Source organism: Sanguibacter sp. Z41_6, assembly GCF_059621145.1.
Map to the genome: position 1 here is coordinate 171,698 of NZ_JCAQIF010000002.1, position 20,848 is coordinate 192,545.

Below are 20,848 nucleotides of genomic sequence, written 5' to 3' on the forward strand. Positions count from 1 at the left end.
CAGGGTGTGGCTAGGGTTGGACCGTGCCCACACCACACACGACCGTCGACCCGCTCGGCACCGGCTACTCCAGCGCCGACCGGCAACGCTGGGTCAGCGAGGCCCCGAAGAGCAAAGCCAGGACGCCCTTCGAGCGTGACCGCGCGAGGATCGTGCACTCGTCCGCCCTGCGCCGGCTCGGCGCGAAGACCCAGGTGCTCGGTCCGGAGTCCGACGACTTCATCCGGACGCGGCTGACCCATACCCTCGAGGTCGCCCAGGTGGGCCGCGAGCTCGGCAAGGCACTGGGGTGCGACCCGGACGTCGTCGACACCGCGTGCCTCGCGCACGACCTCGGGCACCCGCCGTTCGGGCACAACGGCGAGCGTGCGCTCGCGTACCTCGCCAGCTCGATCGGGGGGTTCGAGGGCAACGCGCAGACGTTGCGCCTGCTCACCCGGCTCGAGGGCAAGGTCTTCGCCCCCGACGGGTCAGCAGCCGGCCTCAACCTCACCCGGGCCAGTCTCGATGCCTCCGTGAAGTACCCGTGGGCGTACCAGCAGGGACCGGTCGGTCTCGACGGCCGGCCCACGCACAAGTTCGGCGTGTACACCGACGACCTCCCGGTGTTCGAGTGGCTGCGCGAGGGCGCACCCGCCGGTGTGAAGTGCCTCGAGGCCCAGGTCATGGACCTCGCGGACGACATCTCCTACTCCGTGCACGACGTCGAGGACGGCATCGTCGGCGGCCGGTTCGACCTCGCGGTGCTCGCGGCCGACGAGGAGCGGGCGAGGGTGATCGACGCGGTCGAGGCCTGGTACGGACACCTCGTCTCGCCCGACGGTCTGCGGGCGGCCATCGACCGGCTCGATGCCGCCGGGCTGCTCCTCCACGGGTTCGACGGGTCCCGGCGGGCGCTCGCGGTCCTCAAGGACACGACGAGCCAGCTCATCGGGCGGTTCGCGAAGGCCGCGGAGGAGGCCACCCGCGCGGAGTACGGCGACGGCCCCCTCACGCGGTACGCCGCCACCCTCATCGTGCCGGCCCACACCCTTGCTGAGATCCTCGTGCTCAAGGGCCTCGCGGTCGCCTACATCATGGCGCCGCGCGAGGGCGAGCCCCTGTACATCAGGCAGCGCGAGCTCATCGCGGACCTCGTGACGACCATCGCCGAGCGGGCACCCGTGGCGCTCGAGCCGGCGTTCGCCGTCGACTGGAAGGAGGCCGCGGACGACGCGGCGCGCCTGCGGGTCGTCATCGACCAGGTGGCCTCGCTCACGGACGTCAGTGCCGCGCACTGGCACGCGCGCCTCGTCCAGCCGGGACGGTCGACGACGTACGTGTGACCGCACGTCCCGGACCTCGCCGGAGCGGGCGTCGGGCGCCGTCGGCCCCCGGTGGCCGCGGAGCCTAGACTCGACGGTGTGGCAGGGCTCATCAAGCGCGAAGACGTGGACGCGGTCCGGGAGAAGGCGCGCATCGAGGAGATCGTCGGCGAGCAGGTGACGCTGCGGTCCGCGGGTGTCGGCTCGATGAAGGGTCTGTGTCCCTTCCACGACGAGCGCTCCCCGTCGTTCCACGTGCGCCCCCAGGTGGGTCGCTGGCACTGCTTCGGGTGCAACGAGGGCGGCGACGTCATCTCCTTCGTGCAGAAGATCGACGGTCTCGGCTTCACCGAGGCGGTCGAGCACCTCGCCAGCCGTGTCGGGCTCCAGCTGCGGTACGAGGAGGGCAACGGTCCGCGGCGGACCGAGGAGCCCGGAAAGCGGCAGCGGCTCATCGAGGCTCACCGCATAGCCGGTGCCTACTTCATGGAGCAGCTCCTGACCCCCGAGGCGGCGGTCGGCCGGACGTTCCTCGCCGAGCGCAGCTTCGACCGCGCGGACGCCGAGCACTTCGGTGTGGGGTACGCACCCAACGGGTGGGACAACCTCATGCGACACCTCCGGGGTCGCGGGTTCACGGAGCCGGAGCTCATGGCCTCGGGCCTCGTCAGCCAGGGGAGCCGTGGCGTCTACGACCGCTTCCGCGGTCGCCTCATGTGGCCGATCCGCGACGTCACCGGTGAGACGATCGGCTTCGGCGCGCGCAAGCTCTACGACGAGGACCAGGGGCCCAAGTACCTCAACACCCCCGAGACCGCCCTGTACAAGAAGTCGCAGGTGCTCTATGGCATCGACCTCGCGAAGCGGGACATCGCCAAGAACAAGCAGGTCGTCGTCGTCGAGGGCTACACGGACGTCATGGCGGCGCACCTGTCGGGCGTGACGACAGCGGTCGCGACCTGCGGTACCGCGTTCGGCCCTGACCACGTGCGCTTCGTGCGCAGGCTCGTGGGGGACACGAGCGCGGGCGGTGGGGTACGCCTCGCCGGTGGCGGTTCCTCCGGCGGGGAGATCATCTTCACCTTCGACGGTGACGCGGCGGGCCAGAAGGCCGCGCTGCGGGCGTTCGGCGAGGACCAGAAGTTCTACGCCCAGACGTTCGTGGCCGTCGAGCCGAGCGGCATGGACCCGTGCGAGCTGCGCCAGGCGCGCGGGCCGCAGGCCGTCCAGGCGCTCGTCGAGGGCCGCCAGCCGCTCTTCGAGTTCGTCATCCGCACGACCCTCGCCGCCCACGACCTCGAGACCGCCGAGGGCCGCGTGGCCGCCCTGCGATCGGCCGCGCCGATCGTTGCCGGCATCCGGGACACCGCGCTGCGCCCGGAGTACGCGCGGATGCTCGCGGGCTGGCTCGGGATGGATGGCGAGACCGTGCGTCGCGCCGTCAACGACGCAGGTCGGGGCGGTGCCCAGGGCGCCGCAGGGGCACCAGGGCGGCAGGGTTCCGGGTCACCGTCCGGCGACCGTGGTCAGGTGCCGGCGCGCTCCGCAGCCGGGAGTGCGAACACCCGGGCGAGCCAGGACGACCCGATCGCGCGGCTCGAGCGCCAGACCCTCGAGGTGCTGCTCCAGTACCCGCACCTCGTACCCGCCGACAAGGTCGACCAGCTCCCCGGGGACGCGTTCACCGTCCCGGCCTGGCGCGCGGTCCATGAGGCTGTCCGTGCCGCCGGCGGCCTGGGCGCCGCCAGCTCGCTCCCCGACTCCGGATGGGTGGGGCTCGTCACCGAGGCCGCCTCGGAGCCCGTCGTCGCGCTCGTCAACGAGCTGGCGGTGGCGCCCCTGCCCGAGGATCGGCCGAGCGCCATCGAGGACTACGCCCGCGGTGTCGTGCGAGCGTTCCTCGAGCTCGGCATGACCCGGCGGATCGGCGACGCGAAGAGCCGTCTCCAGCGGATCGACCCGGTCGCCGACGCCGAGGCGTACCAGCAGGCGTTCGCCGATCTCCTGCACCTCGAGACGGAGCGACGAGAGCTGCGTGACGGCGCCGGATAGCGGAGGTCGTCCCAGGACGCCAGAAAAACGGATACGCAGGACGGGAATCGCGGTACGGTCACGTCCGTGACCCGGACCTGGATCGACACCGCCCTGCTTCCCCGCCTGCGCATCGCCCGGCTCCTGCCCACCGGCGGGCTGTGGCTCGTGGCCCTTCTCCTCGTCCTCAACGTCCTCCTCGGCCTGGCGCCCGTAGCCTTCATCGTCGGGACGAGCGTCGTCGTCGGGAAGGTCCCTGGCGCCGTCGCCGAGGGCGTCGGCGGCGCGGCGTGGGACGAGCTCGTGTGGGTGTTCGTCCTCACCGCTGCCGTCTTCTGCCTCCAGCAGGTCCTCGCACCGCTGCAGACAGCGGTGGGCGCGGCCCTCGAACGGCGGGTCGACGGTCGTCTGCGCGATCGCTTCGTCGCGGGCGCACTGTCCTCCACCGGCATCGGCCCGATGGAGGACCAGCGCACGCTCGACGCCCTGAGTGAGGCGAGCCGCCAGATGGACTCGAGCTTCCAGACCCCCGGTGCCGCGTGCTCGGGCGTCCTCGCGCTCGTCGCGCGGTACGTGCGGCTCCTGGGGTACGCCGTCATCGTTGCGCTCGTCGCCTCCGGCTGGGCTGCGCTGGCGCTCGTCGGAGCCACGATGGTGTTCCGGTACGGGCAGCGCGGCGGGCTGCGGAAGTACTTCAGCGTGTGGGCGACGGTCGTCGGGCACCGACGCAGGTCCTTCTACCTGCGCGAGGTCGCGATGGGGCCGGCCGCCGCCAAGGAGCTGCGCGTCTTCGGGCTCACCGGGTGGTTCGGGGACCGGTACGACGAGGCGAGCCGGGCGATGCTCGCTCCCGTGACCGCACGCCGGCGCACCGTGTACCTGTGGCCCTACTTCCTCTACACGGTCATCGGGCTCGGGGTGGGTGCGTTCGTCATCGTCACGCTCGCCCGCGGCGCCGCTGCCGGGGACATCAGCCTCACCGGGCTGACGCTCGGCCTGCAGGCCGTGGTGGCTGCGCTCCTCCTGGGGGAGTACTACCCCGAGGCGGACGTCGCGACCCAGTACGGGATGCTGTCGATGACCGCACTGACGACGTTCGAGGAGCGGCTGGGCGAGGCAGCCGCTCTGGGACGTGCGCCCGGGACGGCCCCCGTCCCACCACGCAGCCCGGAGTCGTCCCTCCGGTTCGAGGGCGTCGACTTCCAGTACCCCGGGTCGGGCAGACCTGTCCTCGACGGTCTGGACCTCGAGCTGCCGGCCGGACGCTGCACGGCCGTGGTCGGTGTCAACGGTGCCGGGAAGACGACGCTCGTCAAGCTCCTCACGCGGCTCTACGAGCCCACGTCAGGACGCATCACCTCGGACGGGACGGACATCGCGGAGCTCGACGTCGACGCGTGGCGCCGACAGGTGAGCGTGATCTTCCAGGACTTCGTCCGCTACGAGCTCTCCGCCGCCGACAACATCGCGCTCGGCGCCGCGTATGCGCCCCGGAGCACCGAGCGCATCCGTGCCAGTGCTGACGCGGCAGGGATCCTCGACGTCCTCGACGGCCTGCCGCGGGGCATCGACTCGCCGCTCGCGCGGGCCTACGAGGACGGCGCCGACCTGTCCGGCGGCCAGTGGCAGCGGGTCGCCATCGCCCGGTCGCTCTACGCCCTCGCGAGCGGAGCGCGGGTCCTCGTGCTCGACGAGCCGACCTCCGCGCTCGACGTGCGTGCGGAGGCAGCGTTCTTCGACCAGTTCGTCGACCTCACGCGGGGGGTGACGTCCCTGCTCATCTCGCACCGCTTCTCCAGCGTCCGGCGCGCCGACCACATCGTCGTCGTCGACGAGGGACGGCTCGTCGAGCAGGGCAGCCACGACGAGCTCATGGCGCTCGACGGGCACTATGCCGGACTCTTCCGGCTCCAGGCCGAGCAGTTCGGCGACACCGAGCCGCTCGACCCCGACGACCTCGTCGCCAGCGCCGCACCGACCGACGGAGGAGCATCATGATCGACACCCTCAAGGGCGTGGGCGCCCTGATGCGCCTGGCGTACCGCACGGACCCGCGACGGTTCGTCGTCGCGCTCGTCCTCATGCTGCTGCAGTCCGTGGCACTGCCCCTCGCTGCGCCCGCGCTCGGAGGGCTCACCGACGCCGCCGTCTCGGGCGACGCCAGCAGTGCGACGGCCTACGCCGTCGCGGTGGCGGCGCTCGTCATCGCGGCCCTGACCGCCGGCCACTTCGCGCACATCTTCTACTTCGAGCTCGGGGACCTGGCCGTGCTGCGGCTCGAGCGGGACCTCATCGACGTGACGAACGGCTCGCCCGGGCTCGAGCACCACGAGCGCCCGGACTACGCCGACAAGCTCCAGGTCCTGCGCACGGAGCTGCACCGCTCGGGCTGGGGATCGATGCAGGCCCTGCTGTCGAGCATCGGCCTCGCCATCGCGGTGGTCATCACCGCCGTGCTGCTCGCAGGTCTCAACCCCTGGCTCCTCGCGCTCCCGCTGGCAGCGGTTCCGCCCCTCCTGCTCGGCAAGCGGGCGGAGTCCGTCGCGGCGGCGGCGCGAGAGGCGGCGGCCCTCGAGAACCGACGAGCACGGCACCTCTTCGGGCTCGCGACCGACCCTGGCCCGGCGAAAGAGCTGCGGGTCTGCGGTCTCGGCCCCGAGGTGCGGGAACGTCAGAAGCTCTCCTGGGAGACCGCCACGGCCCTGCTCTGGCGGGGGGAGATGCGCGCGAGCGGACTGCGGGTCATGGGCCAGCTCGTGTTCGCCGTCGCGTACGTCGCTGCGACCATCCTCGTGGTGCGCGACGCCGTCGCCGGTGAGCACACGGTGGGGGACGTCGTCCTCGTGATCACGCTCGCCGCCCAGGTCAACGCCCAGGTGACGTCGGCCGTGACCATCCTCCAGCAGCTCCAGCGCAGTGCCCGGTCGCTCGTGACGCTCGACTGGCTCCGCGCCCTCGTCGCGCCCCGCGCGCCAAAGGACGGCACGACGCCGACGAGCGCACCGACCCGCCTGGAGCAGGGCATCACCTTCGCCGACGTGTCGTTCACGTACCCGGGGACGGACCGCCCGGTGCTCACGCGGGCGAACCTCCACCTGCCCGCCGGGTCGACCGTCGCGATCGTGGGGGAGAACGGCGCGGGCAAGACGACCCTCGTCAAGCTCCTGTGCCGCTTCTACGACGTGACGTCCGGTGCCGTGCTCGTCGACGGCACCGACCTGCGGTCCATCGACACCGAGTCCTGGCGGGAGCGGATCGCGGCGGGCTTCCAGGACTTCTCCCGGTTCGAGCTCGTCGCACGTCAGAACGTGGGCCTCGGAGACCTCCCGCACGTCGACTCGGACGACGCCGTGCTCGGGGCCCTCGACCGGGCGAGTGCCACGAGCATCCTCGAACGGCTCGACGACGGCCTCGACACACCGCTCGGGAACAGTCACTCGGAGGGCACACAGCTCTCGGGCGGGCAGTGGCAGAAGCTGGCCCTCGGCCGGGCGATGATGCGTGAGCGCCCGTTGCTGCTCGTCCTCGACGAGCCGACGTCCGCACTCGACGCGGAGGCGGAGCACGACCTCTTCACGCGGTATGCGGAGAGCTCGCGCCGGGTGGCCGAGGTGACGGGAGCGGTGACACTGCTCGTCTCGCACCGCTTCTCCACCGTGCGGATGGCAGACCTCATCGTCGTCGTCGACGAGGGTGGGATCGCGGAGACGGGAACCCACGCCGAGCTGCTCGCGCGCGGCGGCATCTACTCGGAGCTGTTCACCCTGCAGGCGTCCGCCTACCGCTGAGGCACGGAAACAGAAGGCCCCTGACCCGCATCTCTGCAGGTCAGGGGCCTTCTGTGTGGGCTCCCGCGACTGGACTCGAACCAGTGACCGTCCGATTAACAGTCGGATGCTCTGCCAACTGAGCTACGCGGGATCGACCGAAGAAAACTCTAGCAGGCTCCCGCCGGTGCTCCGGACGCAGCTGCCAGCCGGGCGACGACGCGTCGGACGAGGGCTGCCGAGTCGGGCGAGCCGAGGTCCGCTCCTTCGTCCGCGACCACCTGGACGAACAGCTCGTCGTCGGGTGTGCGGCGTACCGCGACGCGTGCCGTGGAGCCGCGGGGGAGGGACACCGTCTCCGTGAGAAGGATGGACGCCTGCACGCGCTCGCGGAACGCCCGCAGGAACGCGGTGCGCTTCGTCGCGACGGACAGCGCCGTCGGGCGCGACCCGTCGACCCAGTGCACCGTGAGCGTCGTGGAGTCCGGGTCCCACCGTGCCCGGTCGACGTCGTACCAGGCGCGGTCGAGGCCCGTCGTGCCTGAGGCGCTCGACACGAGGAGGCGCTGAAGCGTCGCGACGGCCCACTGGCCGTCGACGAGCGGCGCCTGCCCGAGGACAGCGTCGCCGTGCGCGAGGTTCAGCGACCCGCGGACGGAGGTGGGCAGCACGTCCTTGCGTGTGAACAGAGCCATCCGCCCACCGTAGCCCGCGAGCGCGGGTGAAGCGGTGCGTGGTGCCCCGTGCCGGGCTTGAACCGGCGACCAGCCGATTATGAGTCGGGTGCTCTGACCAACTGAGCTAACGGGGCGCGGTGAGGATCCTAGCCCGGATCGCAACGACGGCCCTGATGCCGACCCGCTCCTCGAGCGGGAGGATGGCCTGTGTCGTGGCATCTGTGCCGCGGCAGACCGGAGGTAGTGATGACTGCGCGGATCGTCCTGCTGGGCGCCACCGGATACACGGGCGGGCGCACGGCGCGCGCTCTCGTCGACCGTGGGGGCCGACCGTTGCTCGCTGGTCGCGATCCCGGCCGGCTCGCCCGCCTCGCAGCAGAGCTCGGCGGACTCGAGACCGCGCAGGTGGACGTCACCGACGAGGCCTCGTTGGCGCGCCTCATCCGTCCGGGCGACGTCGTGGTCAGCACCGTGGGCCCGTTCCAGCAGCTCGGCGCTCCCGTGGTCGCCGCCGCCGTGCAGGCAGGTGCCACCTACCTCGACTCGACCGGCGAGGCGCCCTTCATCCGCGAGGTCTTCACGAGGTTCGGCCCCCAGGCCGAAGGCACCGGCGCGGCACTGCTCACAGCGTTCGGCAGCGACTGGGTGCCGGGGAACCTGGCCGGCGTGCTTGCCCTGCGGGCCGCCGCCGACGCGCCTCGGCCCGTGACCCGGTTGCGGGTCGGGTACTTCATGACCGGAGCGAACCGCCACGCCATGAGCCGTGGGACGGCGCGATCGATGCTCGGCGCCGGACGGGAACCGGCCTACCGGTTCCACGACGGGCAGCTCGTCCCGGAGCGCACCGCGACACGGCTGCGCCGGTTCATGGTCGACGGCAGAGCCCGGCCCGCCTTCAACGTGGGCGGCACCGAACAGCTGACCCTCCCGCGGTCGTGCCCCACGCTCAAGGATGTCGACGTCTACCTCGGGTGGTTCGGTCCGATGTCCGTCGCGGTGCAGAGGCTGGCGCCCGTGACCGGCCTGCTCGCGAGGCTTCCTGGCACCCCGGGCGGCGTCTCCCGTCTCGGAGCCGCCCTCGTCGACCGGCTCCCGGCCGGTCCGACGCCTGAGCAGGTGGCGCACGTGCGTACCCAGGTCGTCGCCGAGGCGTTCGACGACTACGGCACGCTCCTGGGGACGGCACGGCTCGACGGCCCCGAGGCGTACGGTCTCACCGCTGACCTCCTCGCCTGGGGAGCGCTGCGGGCCGCGGACCAGGGCGTGCGGGGCGCCGGTGCCCTGGGGCCCGTGGAGGCGTTCGGCCTCGATGCCCTCCTCGACGGCGCAGCGGGCGCAGGCATCTACCCCCAGTGACGCGATGTGCTGCCGCGGTGGCACGTCCACCCGGGCCGTGCCACGGTATAGCCCGTCCCCACACCGAGCAGAAGGAGCCCGACCGTGGCTGAGCTCTCCGGCAAGCGTGCCCTGATCATCGTCACCAACGCGGGCGTCGAGCGTGACGAGCTGCTCACCCCCCTCACGGCGCTGCGGGACGCCGGTGCCGCCGTGACCGTCGCCGCAGCCGAGAAGGCGCCCGTCCGGACGCTCGTGAACGACGACGAGGACGGCCCCACCGTCGACCCGGACGTCGCCCTCGGCGACGTGTCGGCAGCGGACTACGACGTGCTCGTCGTGCCCGGCGGGACCATCAACGCCGACACGCTCCGCACCCACCCGACGGCTCTCGCGCTCGTGCGAGAGTTCACGCGTTCGGGGCGACCGGTTGCCGCCGTCTGCCACGCACCGTGGCTGCTCGTCGAGGCGGACCTTGTCCGCGGCAAGACCCTCACCTCGTTCCCCAGCCTCCGGACGGACGTGCAGAACGCCGGGGGCAGCTGGCTCGACGAGGAGGTCGTGCGCGACGACTCCGACGGCTGGCTGCTCATCACCTCACGGACCCCCGACGACCTGCCCGCCTTCGTCGGGGCCATCACCGCTGCGCTCACCGGGGACGCCGCGTGAGCGCACGGGGCGGAGCGAGGTCCGCGACGGCCGGGGCGACGCGCTCGCCCCACCTGCGGACCCTCGCCCGCGGGGGCTACGTCGCGAGCGGCGCGCTCCACCTGGTCATCGGATGGATCGCCGTGCGGATCGCACTCACGTCCTCCGACGCAGGCGGGAGCGCGGACCAGACCGGAGCTCTCGCCGAGATCAACGAGACGTCCTGGGGGCCCGCGTTCCTGTGGTTCGCGGTCGTGGCCCTCGTCGCGCTGGCGATCGTGCAGATCACCGGAGCCGTGGCGGGTCCGCCGGCGCGGCGCGACGCCTCGGACACCGCCGAGCGGGCGAAGTCGGCGGGCAAGGCCGTGGCTTATCTCGCGTTGGCCGGTCTCACGGCCTCGGTCGTCACAGGATCGGGTGGGGGCGGTGGCAGCGGCGCTCTGACCGCTGAGCTCCTCACGTCCACCGGCGGCAAGATGCTCGTGGCGGCAGTGGGGCTCGGGATCGCGGCCGTCGGCGGCTACCACGTGTACAAGGGCGTGACGAAGAAGTTCGAGGAGGATCTCGGTGCCGGACCCGGCGGGCAGCTGGGCCGTGGCGTCGTCCTCGCGGGCACCATCGGCTACGCCGCCAAGGGCGCTGCTCTGCTCATCATGGGCGCGCTGTTCGTCGTCGGCGCCGTGACCGCCGACCCCGAGAAGGCATCGGGGCTCGACGCGGCGCTGCGGTCCCTCGCCGAGGCGCCGTTCGGCAAGATCCTCCTGACCCTCGTCGGTCTCGGGTTCGTCGCGTACGGCGTCTACTCGTTCGCGCGCGCCCGCTACGCACGCATGTGAGCGGTGGGTCGCAGCCCTGGCGGCTGCGACGCACGCCACCCGGCGCGAGCGCACGCGGGTGCCGGGCTGCGCTCGCCCTCGTGAAAGAATGACGGCATGGCTATGAGAGAGATCCGCGTCATCCCCGACCCCGTCCTGCGCACCCCGTGCGACGAGATCACGGTGATCGACGACCGGGTCCGGGGTCTCGTCGCGGACCTGCTCGAGACCGTCGACCACGACGGCCGCGCCGGCCTCGCCGCCAACCAGATCGGCGTCAGCCTGCGAGCGTTCTCGTGGAACATCGACGACGAGATCGGGTACGTCCTCAACCCGCGGATCGTCGAGCTCTCGGAGGACGAGTACCAGGACGGCGACGAGGGGTGCCTCTCCGTGCCCGGCCTGTGGTACCCGACGAAACGTGCCTGGTACGCGCGCGTCGAGGGGACCGACCTCGACGGCAAGAAGGTCGTGGTCGAGGGGACGGAGCTCATGGCGCGGTGCCTCCAGCACGAGGTGGACCACCTCGACGGGCACCTCTACCTCGACCGGCTCGAGCGGGCGGTCCGCAAGAAGGCGATGCGCGAGCTGCGCGAGTCGCTCTGAGCCGTTCGCCATCCGGACGATCGTCCGGCATGATGTGACCCACGGAAGCACCCGTGCGCTGTACTGACATGCTCGTCCCGGTCCAGAGGTTCGTTGGGGAAGACGAATCTCAACCCTGGGAGGGACACCATGGCTGGTACGAGCACACGCGGCGTACTTTTTGTGCACTCGGTTCCACGAGCGCTCTGCCCACATCTGGAGTGGGCTGCCGGCAACGTCCTGGGCGGGCCGGTGACGTTCGAGTGGTCCGAGCAGCCTGCCGCGCCCGGACTCCTGCGGGCTGAGCTCTCGTGGCTCGGCCCCCAGGGCACCGGCGCGCGCCTCGCGTCCTCCCTGCGCGGGTGGAGCCACCTGCGCTACGAGGTGACAGAAGAGGCGAGCCACGGCACCGACGGCTCACGCTGGAGCCACACGCCACACCTCGGCCTCTTCCACGCAGCCACCGACGTGCACGGCAACATCGTCGTGCCGGAGGACCGCATCCGTGCCGCCCTCGAGCACGCACAGGACCCGCGTCGCATGCGTCAGGAGCTCGACCTGGCCCTCGGTCAGGCCTGGGACGACGAGCTCGAGCCGTTCCGTTACGCCGGCGCTGGCGCTCCCGTGCGGTGGCTCCACCGCGTCGGGTAGGTGCATCGAGACCCGCCAGCGGCCGACAACTCCCTCCCATGACGACGGGGCGGACCTCATCGAGGTCCGCCCCGTCGTCATGCCCCGCGTGGTGCGGCAGGCACCGTGCTGGAGCTGCGTGGATCCGAGCCGTCAGGCGCTGGCGACCACGAGAGCGACGTTGTGCCCACCGAACCCGAACGAGTTGTTGATCGCGACGATGTCACCCGCAGGCAGGGCACGCGGGGTCTCGCGGACGAGGTCGAGCGTGAGCTCCGGGTCGGGCGTCTCGACGTTGATCGTCGGAGGTGCCTGACGGTCGCGCACGGCCAGGACGGAGAAGATCGTCTCCAGAGCCCCCGCGCCGCCCAGGAGGTGGCCGGTCATGGACTTCGTGGCAGAGAGCGCGACGCGGTCGGCATCGCTGCCCAGGACGGCACTGACCGAGCGGGCCTCGATGAGGTCACCGACGATGGTCGACGTCGCGTGGGCGTTGACGTGCACGACGTCGGCCGTCGTCGTGCCGGAGTCTTCGAGAGCGGCGCGCATCGCGCGCACCTGGCCCGCGCCGGACGGCTCGGGCGACGTGATGTGGTAGCCGTCGGCGGTGAGCCCGATGCCGGCGATACGGCCGTGCACCCGGGCGCCACGCGCGGCGGCGTGGTCGGCAGCCTCGAGGACGACCACGGCCGCCCCCTCGCCGATGACGAAGCCGTCACGGTCGACGTCGTAGGGCCGGGAGGCTCCCGCGGGGTCGTCGTTGCGCAGGGACAGTGTCCGTGAGGCAGCAAATGCCGAGATCGGCATCGGGTGGATCGTGGCCTCGGTACCGCCGGCGATGACCACGTCGGCCCGTCCCGATCGGATCATCTCGACGCCGTACGCGATGGCCTCGGCCCCGGACGCGCATGCCGAGACGAGAGCGTGCGCCCCGGCGCGTGCTCCGAACTCGAGCGACACGTAGGCCGTGGGCGAGTTGGGCATGAGCATGGGGACGGTCATGGGGAGGATGCGGCGGGCGCCCTTCTCCTTGAGGGTGTCCCACGCTTCGAGCGTGGTCCAGATGCCCCCGATGCCCGACGAGACGACCGTACCGAGGCGGTCGCCGTCCATCTCGGGCGAACCCGCGTCGGCCCATGCCTCGCGCGCAGCGATGACGGCGTACTGCGCGGAGGGGTCCATCCGCTTGGTCTCGGGTCGGGTGAGCACCTCGGAGGGCGCGACCTTGATGGACGCGGCGAAGTTCACGGCGATGCCGTACTGCTCAGCCCAGTCGTTGTCGAGGGTGCGTGCGCCCGACTCGCCGGCCAGGGCAGCGTTCCATGTGGAGGCCACGTCCCCGCCGAGCGGAGTGGTGGCGCCGAGGCCGGTGACGACGACGTCGCGATGGGTGCTCATGCAGGTCTCCTGGGGCGTGTCGGGTGAGGTGCGGGGCGGCGGGGGTGACCTGCGGCCCGGTGCCGGCCGACGCCCGTACGGGACGGGCGTCGGCCGTGGCGGCGTCAGGCGAGGATCAGGCCTGCGCGCCCGTGATGAACGTGACGGCGTCGCCCACGGTCGTGAGGTTCTTGACCTCGTCGTCGGGGATGGTGACGCCGAACTTGTCCTCGGCGTGCGTGACGATCGTCATCATCGACAGCGAGTCGATGTCGAGGTCGTCCGTGAACGACTTCTCCGACGTGACGGAGTCGGCCGGGAGGCCGGTCTCCTCGGCGACGATCTCGGCGAGACCTGCGAGGACGTCTTCGGTGGTGTGAGCCATGGGGTTCTCCTTGTGTGGGTGAGCTGATGTGACGAGTGGAACGAGAGGAAAGGTTAGGGGAGGACGACGACCTGGGCCGCGTAGACGAGCCCTGCGCCGAAGCCGATCTGCAGGGCGATGTCACCGGACTTCGCGGCGCCCTCGCGGAGCAGACGCTCCGCGGCGAGCGGGATCGACGCGGCGGACGTGTTGCCCGTGTCAGCGATGTCGCGTCCGACGACGACGCTCTCCGGCAGCTTGAGCTGCTTGATGAACTGGTCGATGATGCGCATGTTCGCCTGGTGCGGGATGAACACCTGGAGCTCGTCGGCGGTGACCCCGGCGGCATCGAGCGCTGCCTGGGCGACGACAGGCATCTGGAAGCTCGCCCACTTGAACACCGGCTGGCCCTCCTGACGCAGCGTCGGCCACCCGAGCTCCGGGTTCTGCCGCAGGTCGCTCCAGGAGTGCGTCTGGCGGATCGTCTGCGCCTTCGAACCGTCCGAGCCCCAGACGGTGGGGCCGATGCCGGGGAAGTCGGACGGGCCGACGACCGCTGCGCCGGCGCCGTCGCCGAGGAGGAAGGAGATGGACCGGTCGGTCGGATCGATGAAGTCGCTCATCTTCTCGGCGCCGATGACGAGCACGTGCCGGGCGGTCCCGGAACGCACGAGGGCGTCCGCCTGACCGATCCCGTACGTGTAGCCGGCGCACGCCGCTGAGATGTCGAAGGCCGCAGCAGGGGATGCCCCGATGCGGTCGGCGACGATGGCCGCGGCGGACGGCGTCTGGTGGAAGTACGTGACGGTCGACAGGATGACCGCGTCGATGTCCGCGCCCGTGAGGCCGGCTGCCGCGAGCGCGCGCTCCGCGGCGGCGACCGACAGGTCGAGGACGTCGGTGTCGGCACCGGCGCGCCGGCGCGTGATGATGCCGGTGCGCTGGCGGATCCACTCGTCCGACGAGTCGATGGGGCCCGCGATGTCGTCGTTCGTCACGACGTTCGCACCGCGCTCCGCACCGATGCCGAGGATCCGCGAGAACTGGGGGCCGGTGGACTGCTTGAGCTGAACGGTCACTGGGGGGTCGATCCCGACGTCGTCGCGGCCTGGGCCTGGGTGGATGTGCTGTGCCTGGCGACGAGATCCTGGGCCGCGGCGATGTCTGCCGGGGTCTTCACCGCCAGGGTCTCGACCCCGGGCAACGAACGCCGGGCCAGACCGGTGAGGACACCGCCCGGTGCGAGCTCGAGGAGGCCGGTGACGCCGAGCGCGAGAAGCTGCTCCTGGCACAGGTCCCAGCGCACGGGAGCGACGATCTGCTCGGTGAGGCGCTCGAGGACGCTGGCCGCTGTCCCGTGGGTCGATCCGTCCCCCGTGATGGTCGCGTACGCCTGGCCGTCGGCGTTGGACAGGAACGTCGTCCGCGGGTCCTGGGCGGACCAGTCCGCGGCGACGGGGCCGAACGCCTCGACGGCTGCCTCCATGAACGGGGTGTGGAACGCACCGGCGACCTGCAGCGGGATGACGCGTGCCTTCGCGGGCGGGTTCGCCGCGAGGTTCGCGAGCCCCTCGGGCGAACCTGCGGCGACGACCTGGCCGGCGCTGTTGACGTTCGCGGCGTACAGGCCCGCCGTGTCGATCGCGGCGAGCACCTCTGCCGGGTCTCCGCCGACCACGGCGCTCATCCCCGTCGGGGTCGCGGCCGCCGCCGCAGCCATGAGCTCTGCGCGCACACGGACGAGACCGACGGCGCCGGCGTCGTCGAACACGCCGGCGACAGCGGCCGCGGCGAACTCACCGACGGAGTGCCCCGCGGTGACGTCGACGACGGCGGGTGCGTCTCCCGCGCCGAGGATCGCGCGGAGGGACACGAGTGCTGCCGAGACGATGAGGGGCTGCGCCACCGACGTGTCACGAATCGTGTCGGCGTCGCTCGTCGTGCCATGGGCCGCGAGGTCGATTCCGGCGGCGTCAGAGAAGCTGCCGAGCTGGTCGGCGACGGAGGGCAGCTCGAGCCAGGGCGCGAGCATTCCGGGGGACTGGGAGCCCTGTCCAGGGCATACGACGGCAAGCACGGTATAACTCTGCCCGATCCTGTGGGGGTGAGGGCCGTCACGACGCGCACGGAAATCCGGGCGAGGATTGTGAGCAACCTACAAGGTGGAGTGGCCTAGCGTTCAGCCGGGAGCCGCCCGACGGCGAGCGCGACCTGCAGGACGAACGACTCGCGGGCGTCCATGGGGTCCCAGCCCGTCAGCTCGGCAACCTTCCGTAGACGGTAGCGGACGGTGTTGGGGTGGACGTAGAGGTCGCGCGCCGCTGCCTCGAGCGACCGTCCCGTGCCGAGGTACGCCGAGAGCGTCTCGAGGACCGAGCCGTTCGCCTGCGACAGGGGGAGGTAGGCCTGCTTGACGAGCGTCCGGCGCGCTTCCGCGTCTCCGATGAGCACGCGCTCGGGGAGGAGCTCGTCGGCCAGGACGGGACGCGGGGCGTGGGGCCATGCAGGTGCGGCGGTGAGCCCGGCGAGCGCTGCCGCTGCTGAACGGGATGCGTCGTCGAGGCTCTCCATCGCGGGTCCGATGATCACGGGGCCCGGGCCGAACCGCGGAAGGAGGGCGTTCGCGGCCGCGAAGAGGTCGCCCTCGCCCCCCAGGACGAGGACGATGCGGTCCCCCTGGATGCCGACGAGAGCGTCGTCGACGGCGCGCCGGGTGGCACGCCGCAGGTCGGCGGCACGGACCTCGTCGAGTGCCGTGGGGGTCGTCCCCACCATGACGAGGAGGCTCCCGCGCCCGCTCCAGCCGAGCGCCGAGACCCGTGAGCGCAACGAGTTGTCGTGATCACCACGCACGATCGCGTCCACGACGAGCGCCTCGAGGCGCGCGTCCCACGCGCCGCGGACCTCGGCGGCGCGCGCGTAGACCTCCGCTGCGGAGAACGCCACCTCCCGCGAGTAGCGCAGGACCGCCTCGCGGAGGTCTCGTTCCCCACCCGGCACGGCCAGCTGGTCGCTGTGGCTCTCCACCACCTCGACGACGATGCGCACGAGCTGGAGGGTGTGCTGCAAGGAGATGGATCGCGTGAGGTCCGGTGGTGCGGCGGCGAAGATCTCGCCGACGCCGTGCGGCGGGACGTTCGGGTTCGCGTACCAGGTGGCGAAGGCGGTGATGCCGGACTGTGCGACGAGCCCGACCCAGGACCGGTCGTCTGCGGCGAGCGCGCGGTACCACGGCAGCTCGTCGTCGAGCCGGCGGAGCGCCGCGGCGGTGAGCAGCCCGCTGCCGTCGCGCACGCGCTGGATGTTCGCGGCCGTCCCCGGCACCGGGCCTGCTCCCGCGGACGCCTTCTTCACAGCTGGAACCATCCGCTTAGAGTAGACCGGCGTTTGTCGAGTCCACACAAGAACACGGTGGCATGCGCGAATGTGTCGGAATGCACATCCCGGTCATCGAGGCGGTGCAACCGTGGCAGAACGGCTATCGTCGGCTCATGGCACTCATGCCCAGACTCCGTCAGCTCATGCGCCGATCCACTTCGGCGTCGACCATCGGCGCGCGCCGTCCCACGCGAGGCGACCGCCGCGGCGACACTCTCCACGAGGACGCGCTGCGCGCGATGCTCGTGGACGACCCGAACAACATCCGCGCGTTCCAAGCCCTCTCCGAGGTCGTCCGGCGCCGTGCGTCCGAGGGGTCGCAGGTGGACGACCCGCTCGCAGCGCCGTCCGACGACCACGAGAAGCAGCGCGCCGCCGACCTCGCTGCCTGGGCACTCGGTGAGGAGCTCGCGGGGAATCCGCGCGCGTGGTACCCGCTCATCGAGCTCGCGCGGTTGTCGCTCCACGACGACCAGGATGCCGCGATCCGCCGGCTCGCCACGGCGGCGGACCGTGACCCGTCCGGCCAGGCGCTGACCGAGGGCATCGCCACGCTCCGCGAGGCGGGCCTGCCTGTCGAGGCCCTCGGCCTGGGTGTCGGTCACTGGCGGGCGCGCGAGCACACGCCCGAGGTGGGGGAGCAGGTCGTGCGGGCCGCTCTCGAGGCGGACCGGATCCTCGATGCCCGGCAGCACCTCGACGCGCTGTCGTACCACCCGGACAAGAGTGCCGTCGCGAAGATCCGCGCGGGCCTGGAGCGCGAGATCGCACAGGCCGAGCAGCACCCCGCGGGGACCTGATCCCGGCCCGGACCCTGACGTCCGGAGCACCAACGACCGAGGCCCGGTCCCTGTTGCCAGGGACCGGGCCTCGGTCGTTCGCGTCAGACGGGCGTCAGGAGTCGCCGCCCGCGGTGCCGGACGTCCCGGCGTTGACGTCGTGCAGGCGGTACTGCTCGATGGCGCGGGCCGGAGCGTCCGCGGGGACCTCGCCCCGCTTCGCGAGCTGCTGCAGGGTCCGCACGACGACGGACGGGCCGTCGATCTTGAAGTAGCGGCGAGCGGCCGCGCGCGTGTCGGAGAACCCGAACCCGTCCGCCCCGAGAACCGCGTAGTCGCCCGGCACCCACTGACGCACCTGGTCAGGGACGAGGTGGTCGAAGTCGCTCGTCGCGACGAACGGACCCTGGGCGTCGCGGAGCTTCGTCGTGAGGTACGCCTCGCGGGGCTCGGCCGACGGGTTGAGGAAGTTGTGCTGCTCGGCGGCGAGACCGTCGCGGCGCAGCTCGTTCCAGCTCGTCACGGACCAGACGTCGGCCTGCACGCCCCAGTCGTTGGCGAGCAGCTCCTTGGCCTCGAGCGCCCACGGGACACCGACGCCGGACGCGAGGATCTGGGCGCGAGGCCCGTCGCCGTCAGCGGTGGCGATCTTGTGGATGCCGCGCAGGATCCCGTCGACGTCGACGTCCTCCGGCTCCGCCGGCTGGATCATCGGCTCGTTGTACACCGTGAGGTAGTACATGACGTTCTGGTCGCGGGACTCGGTCTCGCCGTACATGCGCTGCATGCCGTCACGGACGATGTGGCGGATCTCGTACCCGTACGCCGCGTCGTACTGGACGACGGCGGCGTTCGTGCCCGCGAGGAGCGGGGAGTGGCCGTCAGCGTGCTGCAGCCCCTCACCGGTGAGCGTCGTGCGACCTGCGGTCGCGCCGATGATGAACCCGCGGGTGAGCTGGTCACCCGCCGCCCAGAACTGGTCCCCGGTGCGCTGGAAGCCGAACATCGAGTAGAAGATGTAGAACGGGACCATCACCTCGCCCTGCGTGGCGTACGAGGTGCCCACGGACTGGAAGGCTGCGGCCGAGCCGGCCTCGTTGATGCCCGTGTGCATGATCTGGCCGGACTCGGACTCCTTGTAGGAGAGCATGAGCTCACGGTCCACCGCGAGGTAGTTCTGGCCCTGGGTGTTGAAGATCTTCGCGGACGGGAAGATCGAGTCGAGCCCGAAGGTGCGCGCCTCGTCCGGGATGATCGGGACGATGCGCTTGCCGAACTCCTTGTCCTTGATGAGGTCCTTGAGCAGGCGGACGAACGCCATCGTCGTGGCGACCTCCTGCTGCCCGGAGCCCTTCTTGAGGACGTCGTAGATCTTCTCGTCCGGGAGCGTGACCGCCGTCGACGTGGAACGGCGCTCGGGGACGAAGCCACCGAGCTGGCGGCGGCGCTCGAGCATGTACTGGATCTCGGGGGCGTCGGCACCGGGGTGGTAGTACGGCGGCGCGTAGGGGTCGGCCTCGAGCTCGGCGTCCGTGATGGGGATGTTCAGCGCGTCACGCAGACCCTTGAGGTCGTCCGCCTTGAGCTTCTTCATCTGGTGCGTGGAGTTGCGGCCGGCGAAGCCCGAACCGAGACCGTAGCCCTTGATCGTGTGCGCGAGGATGACGGTCGGCTGGCCCGTGTGGGCGACGGCCGAGGCGTATGCCGCGTAGAGCTTGCGGTAGTCGTGGCCGCCACGCTTGAGGGCCCAGATCTCGTCGTCGGTCATCTTCTCGACGAGCTGCTTGGTCCGGGGGTCACGGCCGAAGAAGTGCTCGCGGACGAACGCGCCGTCGTTGGCCTTGTACGTCTGGTAGTCGCCGTCGGGCGTGATGTTCATGAGGTTGACCAGGGCGCGGTCCTTGTCGGCGTTGAGCAGGACGTCCCACTCGCGGCCCCAGATGACCTTGATGACGTTCCAGCCCGCACCGCGGAAGAACGCCTCGAGCTCCTGGATGATCTTGCCGTTGCCGCGGACGGGTCCGTCGAGGCGCTGGAGGTTGCAGTTGACGACGAAGTTGAGGTTGTCGAGCTTCTGCTGAGCGGCGAGCTGGAGCATGCCGCGGCTCTCGGGCTCGTCCATCTCGCCGTCACCGAGGAACGCCCAGACGTTCTGCTGGCTCGTGTCCTTGATCCCGTTGTTGTGCAGGTAGCGGTTGGTCCACGCCTGGTAGATCGCGCTCGCCGGGCCGAGGCCCATGGAGACGGTCGGGAACTCCCAGAAGTCCGGCATCTGGCGGGGGTGCGGGTAGGACGGCAGCCCACCGCCGGCGTGGGAGTGCTCCTGGCGGAAGCCGTCGAGCTGGTCCGCGGTGAGGCGGCCCTCGAGGAACGCGCGGGAGTACACCCCGGGGGAGGCGTGGCCCTGGAAGTAGATCTGGTCGCCGCCGCCGGGGTGGTCCTTGCCGCGGAAGAAGTGGTTGAGGCCCACCTCGTAGAGGGTCGCGACGGAGGCGTAGGACGAGATGTGCCCGCCGACGCTGATCTCCGGGCGCTGGGCGCGCGTCACCATGACGGCCGCGTTCCACCGGTTCCAGCTGCGGTACCGGCGCTCCATGACCTCGTCGCCCGGGAAGTAGGGCTCCTCGTGCACACCGATGGTGTTCACGTACGGGGTGTTGATGGACGTCGGGATCGCGACGTTGCGCTCCCGTGCCCGCTTGAGCAGGTTGAGCAAGATGTAGCGGGCGCGGGGTCCGCCGCGGTCGTCGATCAGGCCGTCGAGGGACTCGACCCACTCACCGGTCTCCGAGGGGTCGATATCAGGGACCTGGCTCAACAGACCATTGATCAGCGGTCGCGTCTCGTCGTGCTTAGCCACCAGCAACCTCACATCGTGTCCAGAGCATTGCGGGGCCGTGTGCCCCATCGCTCGCGTCAACCGGCAGCCCGACCAGTCGTCCGGGCGCTGCGCGCAGCGTCGAGCGGTGGCCTGTCTCTCGGTAGTTCCACACATTCTCGTGGGTCTAGCGAGGGTAAAGCCACTCTGTCCACTGACCCGGGCACGTGACATTCGTGACATCCCAGTGATGGGGCCGATCCTGACGTGCCAGGGACGGGTCCGCGACGGCGAGCCAGCCGCGCCGGGAGCCCGGACACGACGCCCCTGGCGCCCGTTT

Annotated in this window: 17 protein-coding genes and 2 tRNA genes; 10 read left to right on the plus strand and 9 right to left on the minus strand. The window is 71.2% G+C overall.

Annotation, left to right across the window (positions count from 1 at the left end; genetic code table 11):
• Window positions 1–23 precede the first annotated feature (23 nt).
• The 4 genes from AC54T1_RS05760 (at window position 24) to AC54T1_RS05775 (ending at window position 7,123) form a co-directional block, all read left to right on the plus strand.
• Window positions 24–1,325, plus strand: a complete 1,302-nt coding sequence (locus AC54T1_RS05760; RefSeq protein WP_484344747.1) for a deoxyguanosinetriphosphate triphosphohydrolase — start codon at window positions 24–26, stop codon at window positions 1,323–1,325.
• 78 nt (window positions 1,326–1,403) lie between these two features.
• Window positions 1,404–3,356 carry a DNA primase gene (gene dnaG, locus AC54T1_RS05765; protein ID WP_484344746.1) on the plus strand — a complete coding sequence of 651 codons (1,953 nt, stop codon included), beginning with the start codon at window positions 1,404–1,406 and terminating at the stop codon, window positions 3,354–3,356.
• A gap of 66 nt (window positions 3,357–3,422) precedes the next feature.
• Window positions 3,423–5,333: an ABC transporter ATP-binding protein gene (locus AC54T1_RS05770; protein ID WP_496911350.1), complete on the plus strand. Its 1,911-nt coding sequence runs from the start codon at window positions 3,423–3,425 to the stop codon at window positions 5,331–5,333.
• Window positions 5,330–7,123, plus strand: coding sequence for an ABC transporter ATP-binding protein (locus tag AC54T1_RS05775; protein WP_496911351.1), 1,794 nt, complete (start codon window positions 5,330–5,332; stop codon window positions 7,121–7,123). Before AC54T1_RS05770 ends, AC54T1_RS05775 begins: the two co-directional genes overlap by 4 nt.
• A 60-nt stretch (window positions 7,124–7,183) precedes the next feature.
• On the opposite strand, the gene AC54T1_RS05780 is transcribed toward AC54T1_RS05775, so the two are convergent.
• From AC54T1_RS05780 to AC54T1_RS05790, 3 genes are all read right to left on the minus strand, one after another.
• Window positions 7,184–7,256, minus strand: a tRNA-Asn gene (locus tag AC54T1_RS05780).
• 16 nt (window positions 7,257–7,272) lie between these two features.
• Complete coding sequence (locus tag AC54T1_RS05785) at window positions 7,273–7,797, minus strand: hypothetical protein (protein WP_496911352.1); 525 nt, start codon at window positions 7,795–7,797, stop codon at window positions 7,273–7,275.
• Between the two features lie 39 nt (window positions 7,798–7,836).
• A tRNA-Ile gene (locus AC54T1_RS05790) sits at window positions 7,837–7,913 on the minus strand.
• Window positions 7,914–8,025: 112 nt separating this feature from the next.
• On the opposite strand from AC54T1_RS05790, the gene AC54T1_RS05795 reads away from it, so the two are divergent.
• From AC54T1_RS05795 to AC54T1_RS05815, 5 genes are all read left to right on the plus strand, one after another.
• The gene (locus AC54T1_RS05795) at window positions 8,026–9,135 is read left to right on the plus strand and encodes a saccharopine dehydrogenase family protein (protein WP_496911353.1); all 1,110 of its coding nucleotides are present in this window, start codon (window positions 8,026–8,028) and stop codon (window positions 9,133–9,135) included.
• An 84-nt stretch (window positions 9,136–9,219) separates the two neighbouring features.
• The gene (locus AC54T1_RS05800) at window positions 9,220–9,783 is read left to right on the plus strand and encodes a type 1 glutamine amidotransferase domain-containing protein (protein ID WP_496911354.1); all 564 of its coding nucleotides are present in this window, start codon (window positions 9,220–9,222) and stop codon (window positions 9,781–9,783) included.
• The gene (locus tag AC54T1_RS05805) at window positions 9,780–10,598 is read left to right on the plus strand and encodes a DUF1206 domain-containing protein (protein ID WP_496911355.1); all 819 of its coding nucleotides are present in this window, start codon (window positions 9,780–9,782) and stop codon (window positions 10,596–10,598) included. The genes AC54T1_RS05800 and AC54T1_RS05805 overlap by 4 nt, the downstream gene beginning before the upstream one ends.
• A 96-nt stretch (window positions 10,599–10,694) precedes the next feature.
• On the plus strand, window positions 10,695–11,183 hold the full coding sequence (gene def, locus AC54T1_RS05810; RefSeq protein ID WP_496911356.1) for a peptide deformylase: 489 nt from the start codon (window positions 10,695–10,697) through the stop codon (window positions 11,181–11,183).
• A gap of 129 nt (window positions 11,184–11,312) precedes the next feature.
• Window positions 11,313–11,813, plus strand: coding sequence for a DUF3145 domain-containing protein (locus AC54T1_RS05815; RefSeq protein ID WP_484344738.1), 501 nt, complete (start codon window positions 11,313–11,315; stop codon window positions 11,811–11,813).
• A gap of 132 nt (window positions 11,814–11,945) precedes the next feature.
• Here the strand turns inward: AC54T1_RS05815 and AC54T1_RS05820 are convergent, their stop codons facing one another.
• From AC54T1_RS05820 to AC54T1_RS05840, 5 genes are all read right to left on the minus strand, one after another.
• Window positions 11,946–13,190: a beta-ketoacyl-[acyl-carrier-protein] synthase family protein gene (locus AC54T1_RS05820; protein WP_484344737.1), complete on the minus strand. Its 1,245-nt coding sequence runs from the start codon at window positions 13,188–13,190 to the stop codon at window positions 11,946–11,948.
• A 115-nt stretch (window positions 13,191–13,305) separates the two neighbouring features.
• Entirely contained in the window at window positions 13,306–13,554 is a 249-nt protein-coding gene (locus tag AC54T1_RS05825) for an acyl carrier protein (protein ID WP_484344736.1), read from the minus strand.
• Window positions 13,555–13,607: 53 nt separating this feature from the next.
• Complete coding sequence (locus tag AC54T1_RS05830) at window positions 13,608–14,612, minus strand: beta-ketoacyl-ACP synthase III (RefSeq protein ID WP_484344735.1); 1,005 nt, start codon at window positions 14,610–14,612, stop codon at window positions 13,608–13,610.
• Window positions 14,609–15,610, minus strand: a complete 1,002-nt coding sequence (locus tag AC54T1_RS05835) for an ACP S-malonyltransferase (RefSeq protein WP_496911357.1) — start codon at window positions 15,608–15,610, stop codon at window positions 14,609–14,611. The genes AC54T1_RS05830 and AC54T1_RS05835 overlap by 4 nt, the downstream gene beginning before the upstream one ends.
• A gap of 95 nt (window positions 15,611–15,705) precedes the next feature.
• Complete coding sequence (locus AC54T1_RS05840) at window positions 15,706–16,899, minus strand: PucR family transcriptional regulator (RefSeq protein ID WP_496911358.1); 1,194 nt, start codon at window positions 16,897–16,899, stop codon at window positions 15,706–15,708.
• A 155-nt stretch (window positions 16,900–17,054) separates the two neighbouring features.
• Here AC54T1_RS05840 and AC54T1_RS05845 point away from each other — a divergent pair, with 155 nt between their 5' ends.
• Entirely contained in the window at window positions 17,055–17,711 is a 657-nt protein-coding gene (locus AC54T1_RS05845) for a hypothetical protein (RefSeq protein ID WP_484344732.1), read from the plus strand.
• A gap of 94 nt (window positions 17,712–17,805) precedes the next feature.
• Here the strand turns inward: AC54T1_RS05845 and aceE are convergent, their stop codons facing one another.
• Window positions 17,806–20,550, minus strand: coding sequence for a pyruvate dehydrogenase (acetyl-transferring), homodimeric type (gene aceE, locus AC54T1_RS05850; protein WP_496911359.1), 2,745 nt, complete (start codon window positions 20,548–20,550; stop codon window positions 17,806–17,808).
• Between the last annotated feature and the right edge of the window lie 298 nt (window positions 20,551–20,848).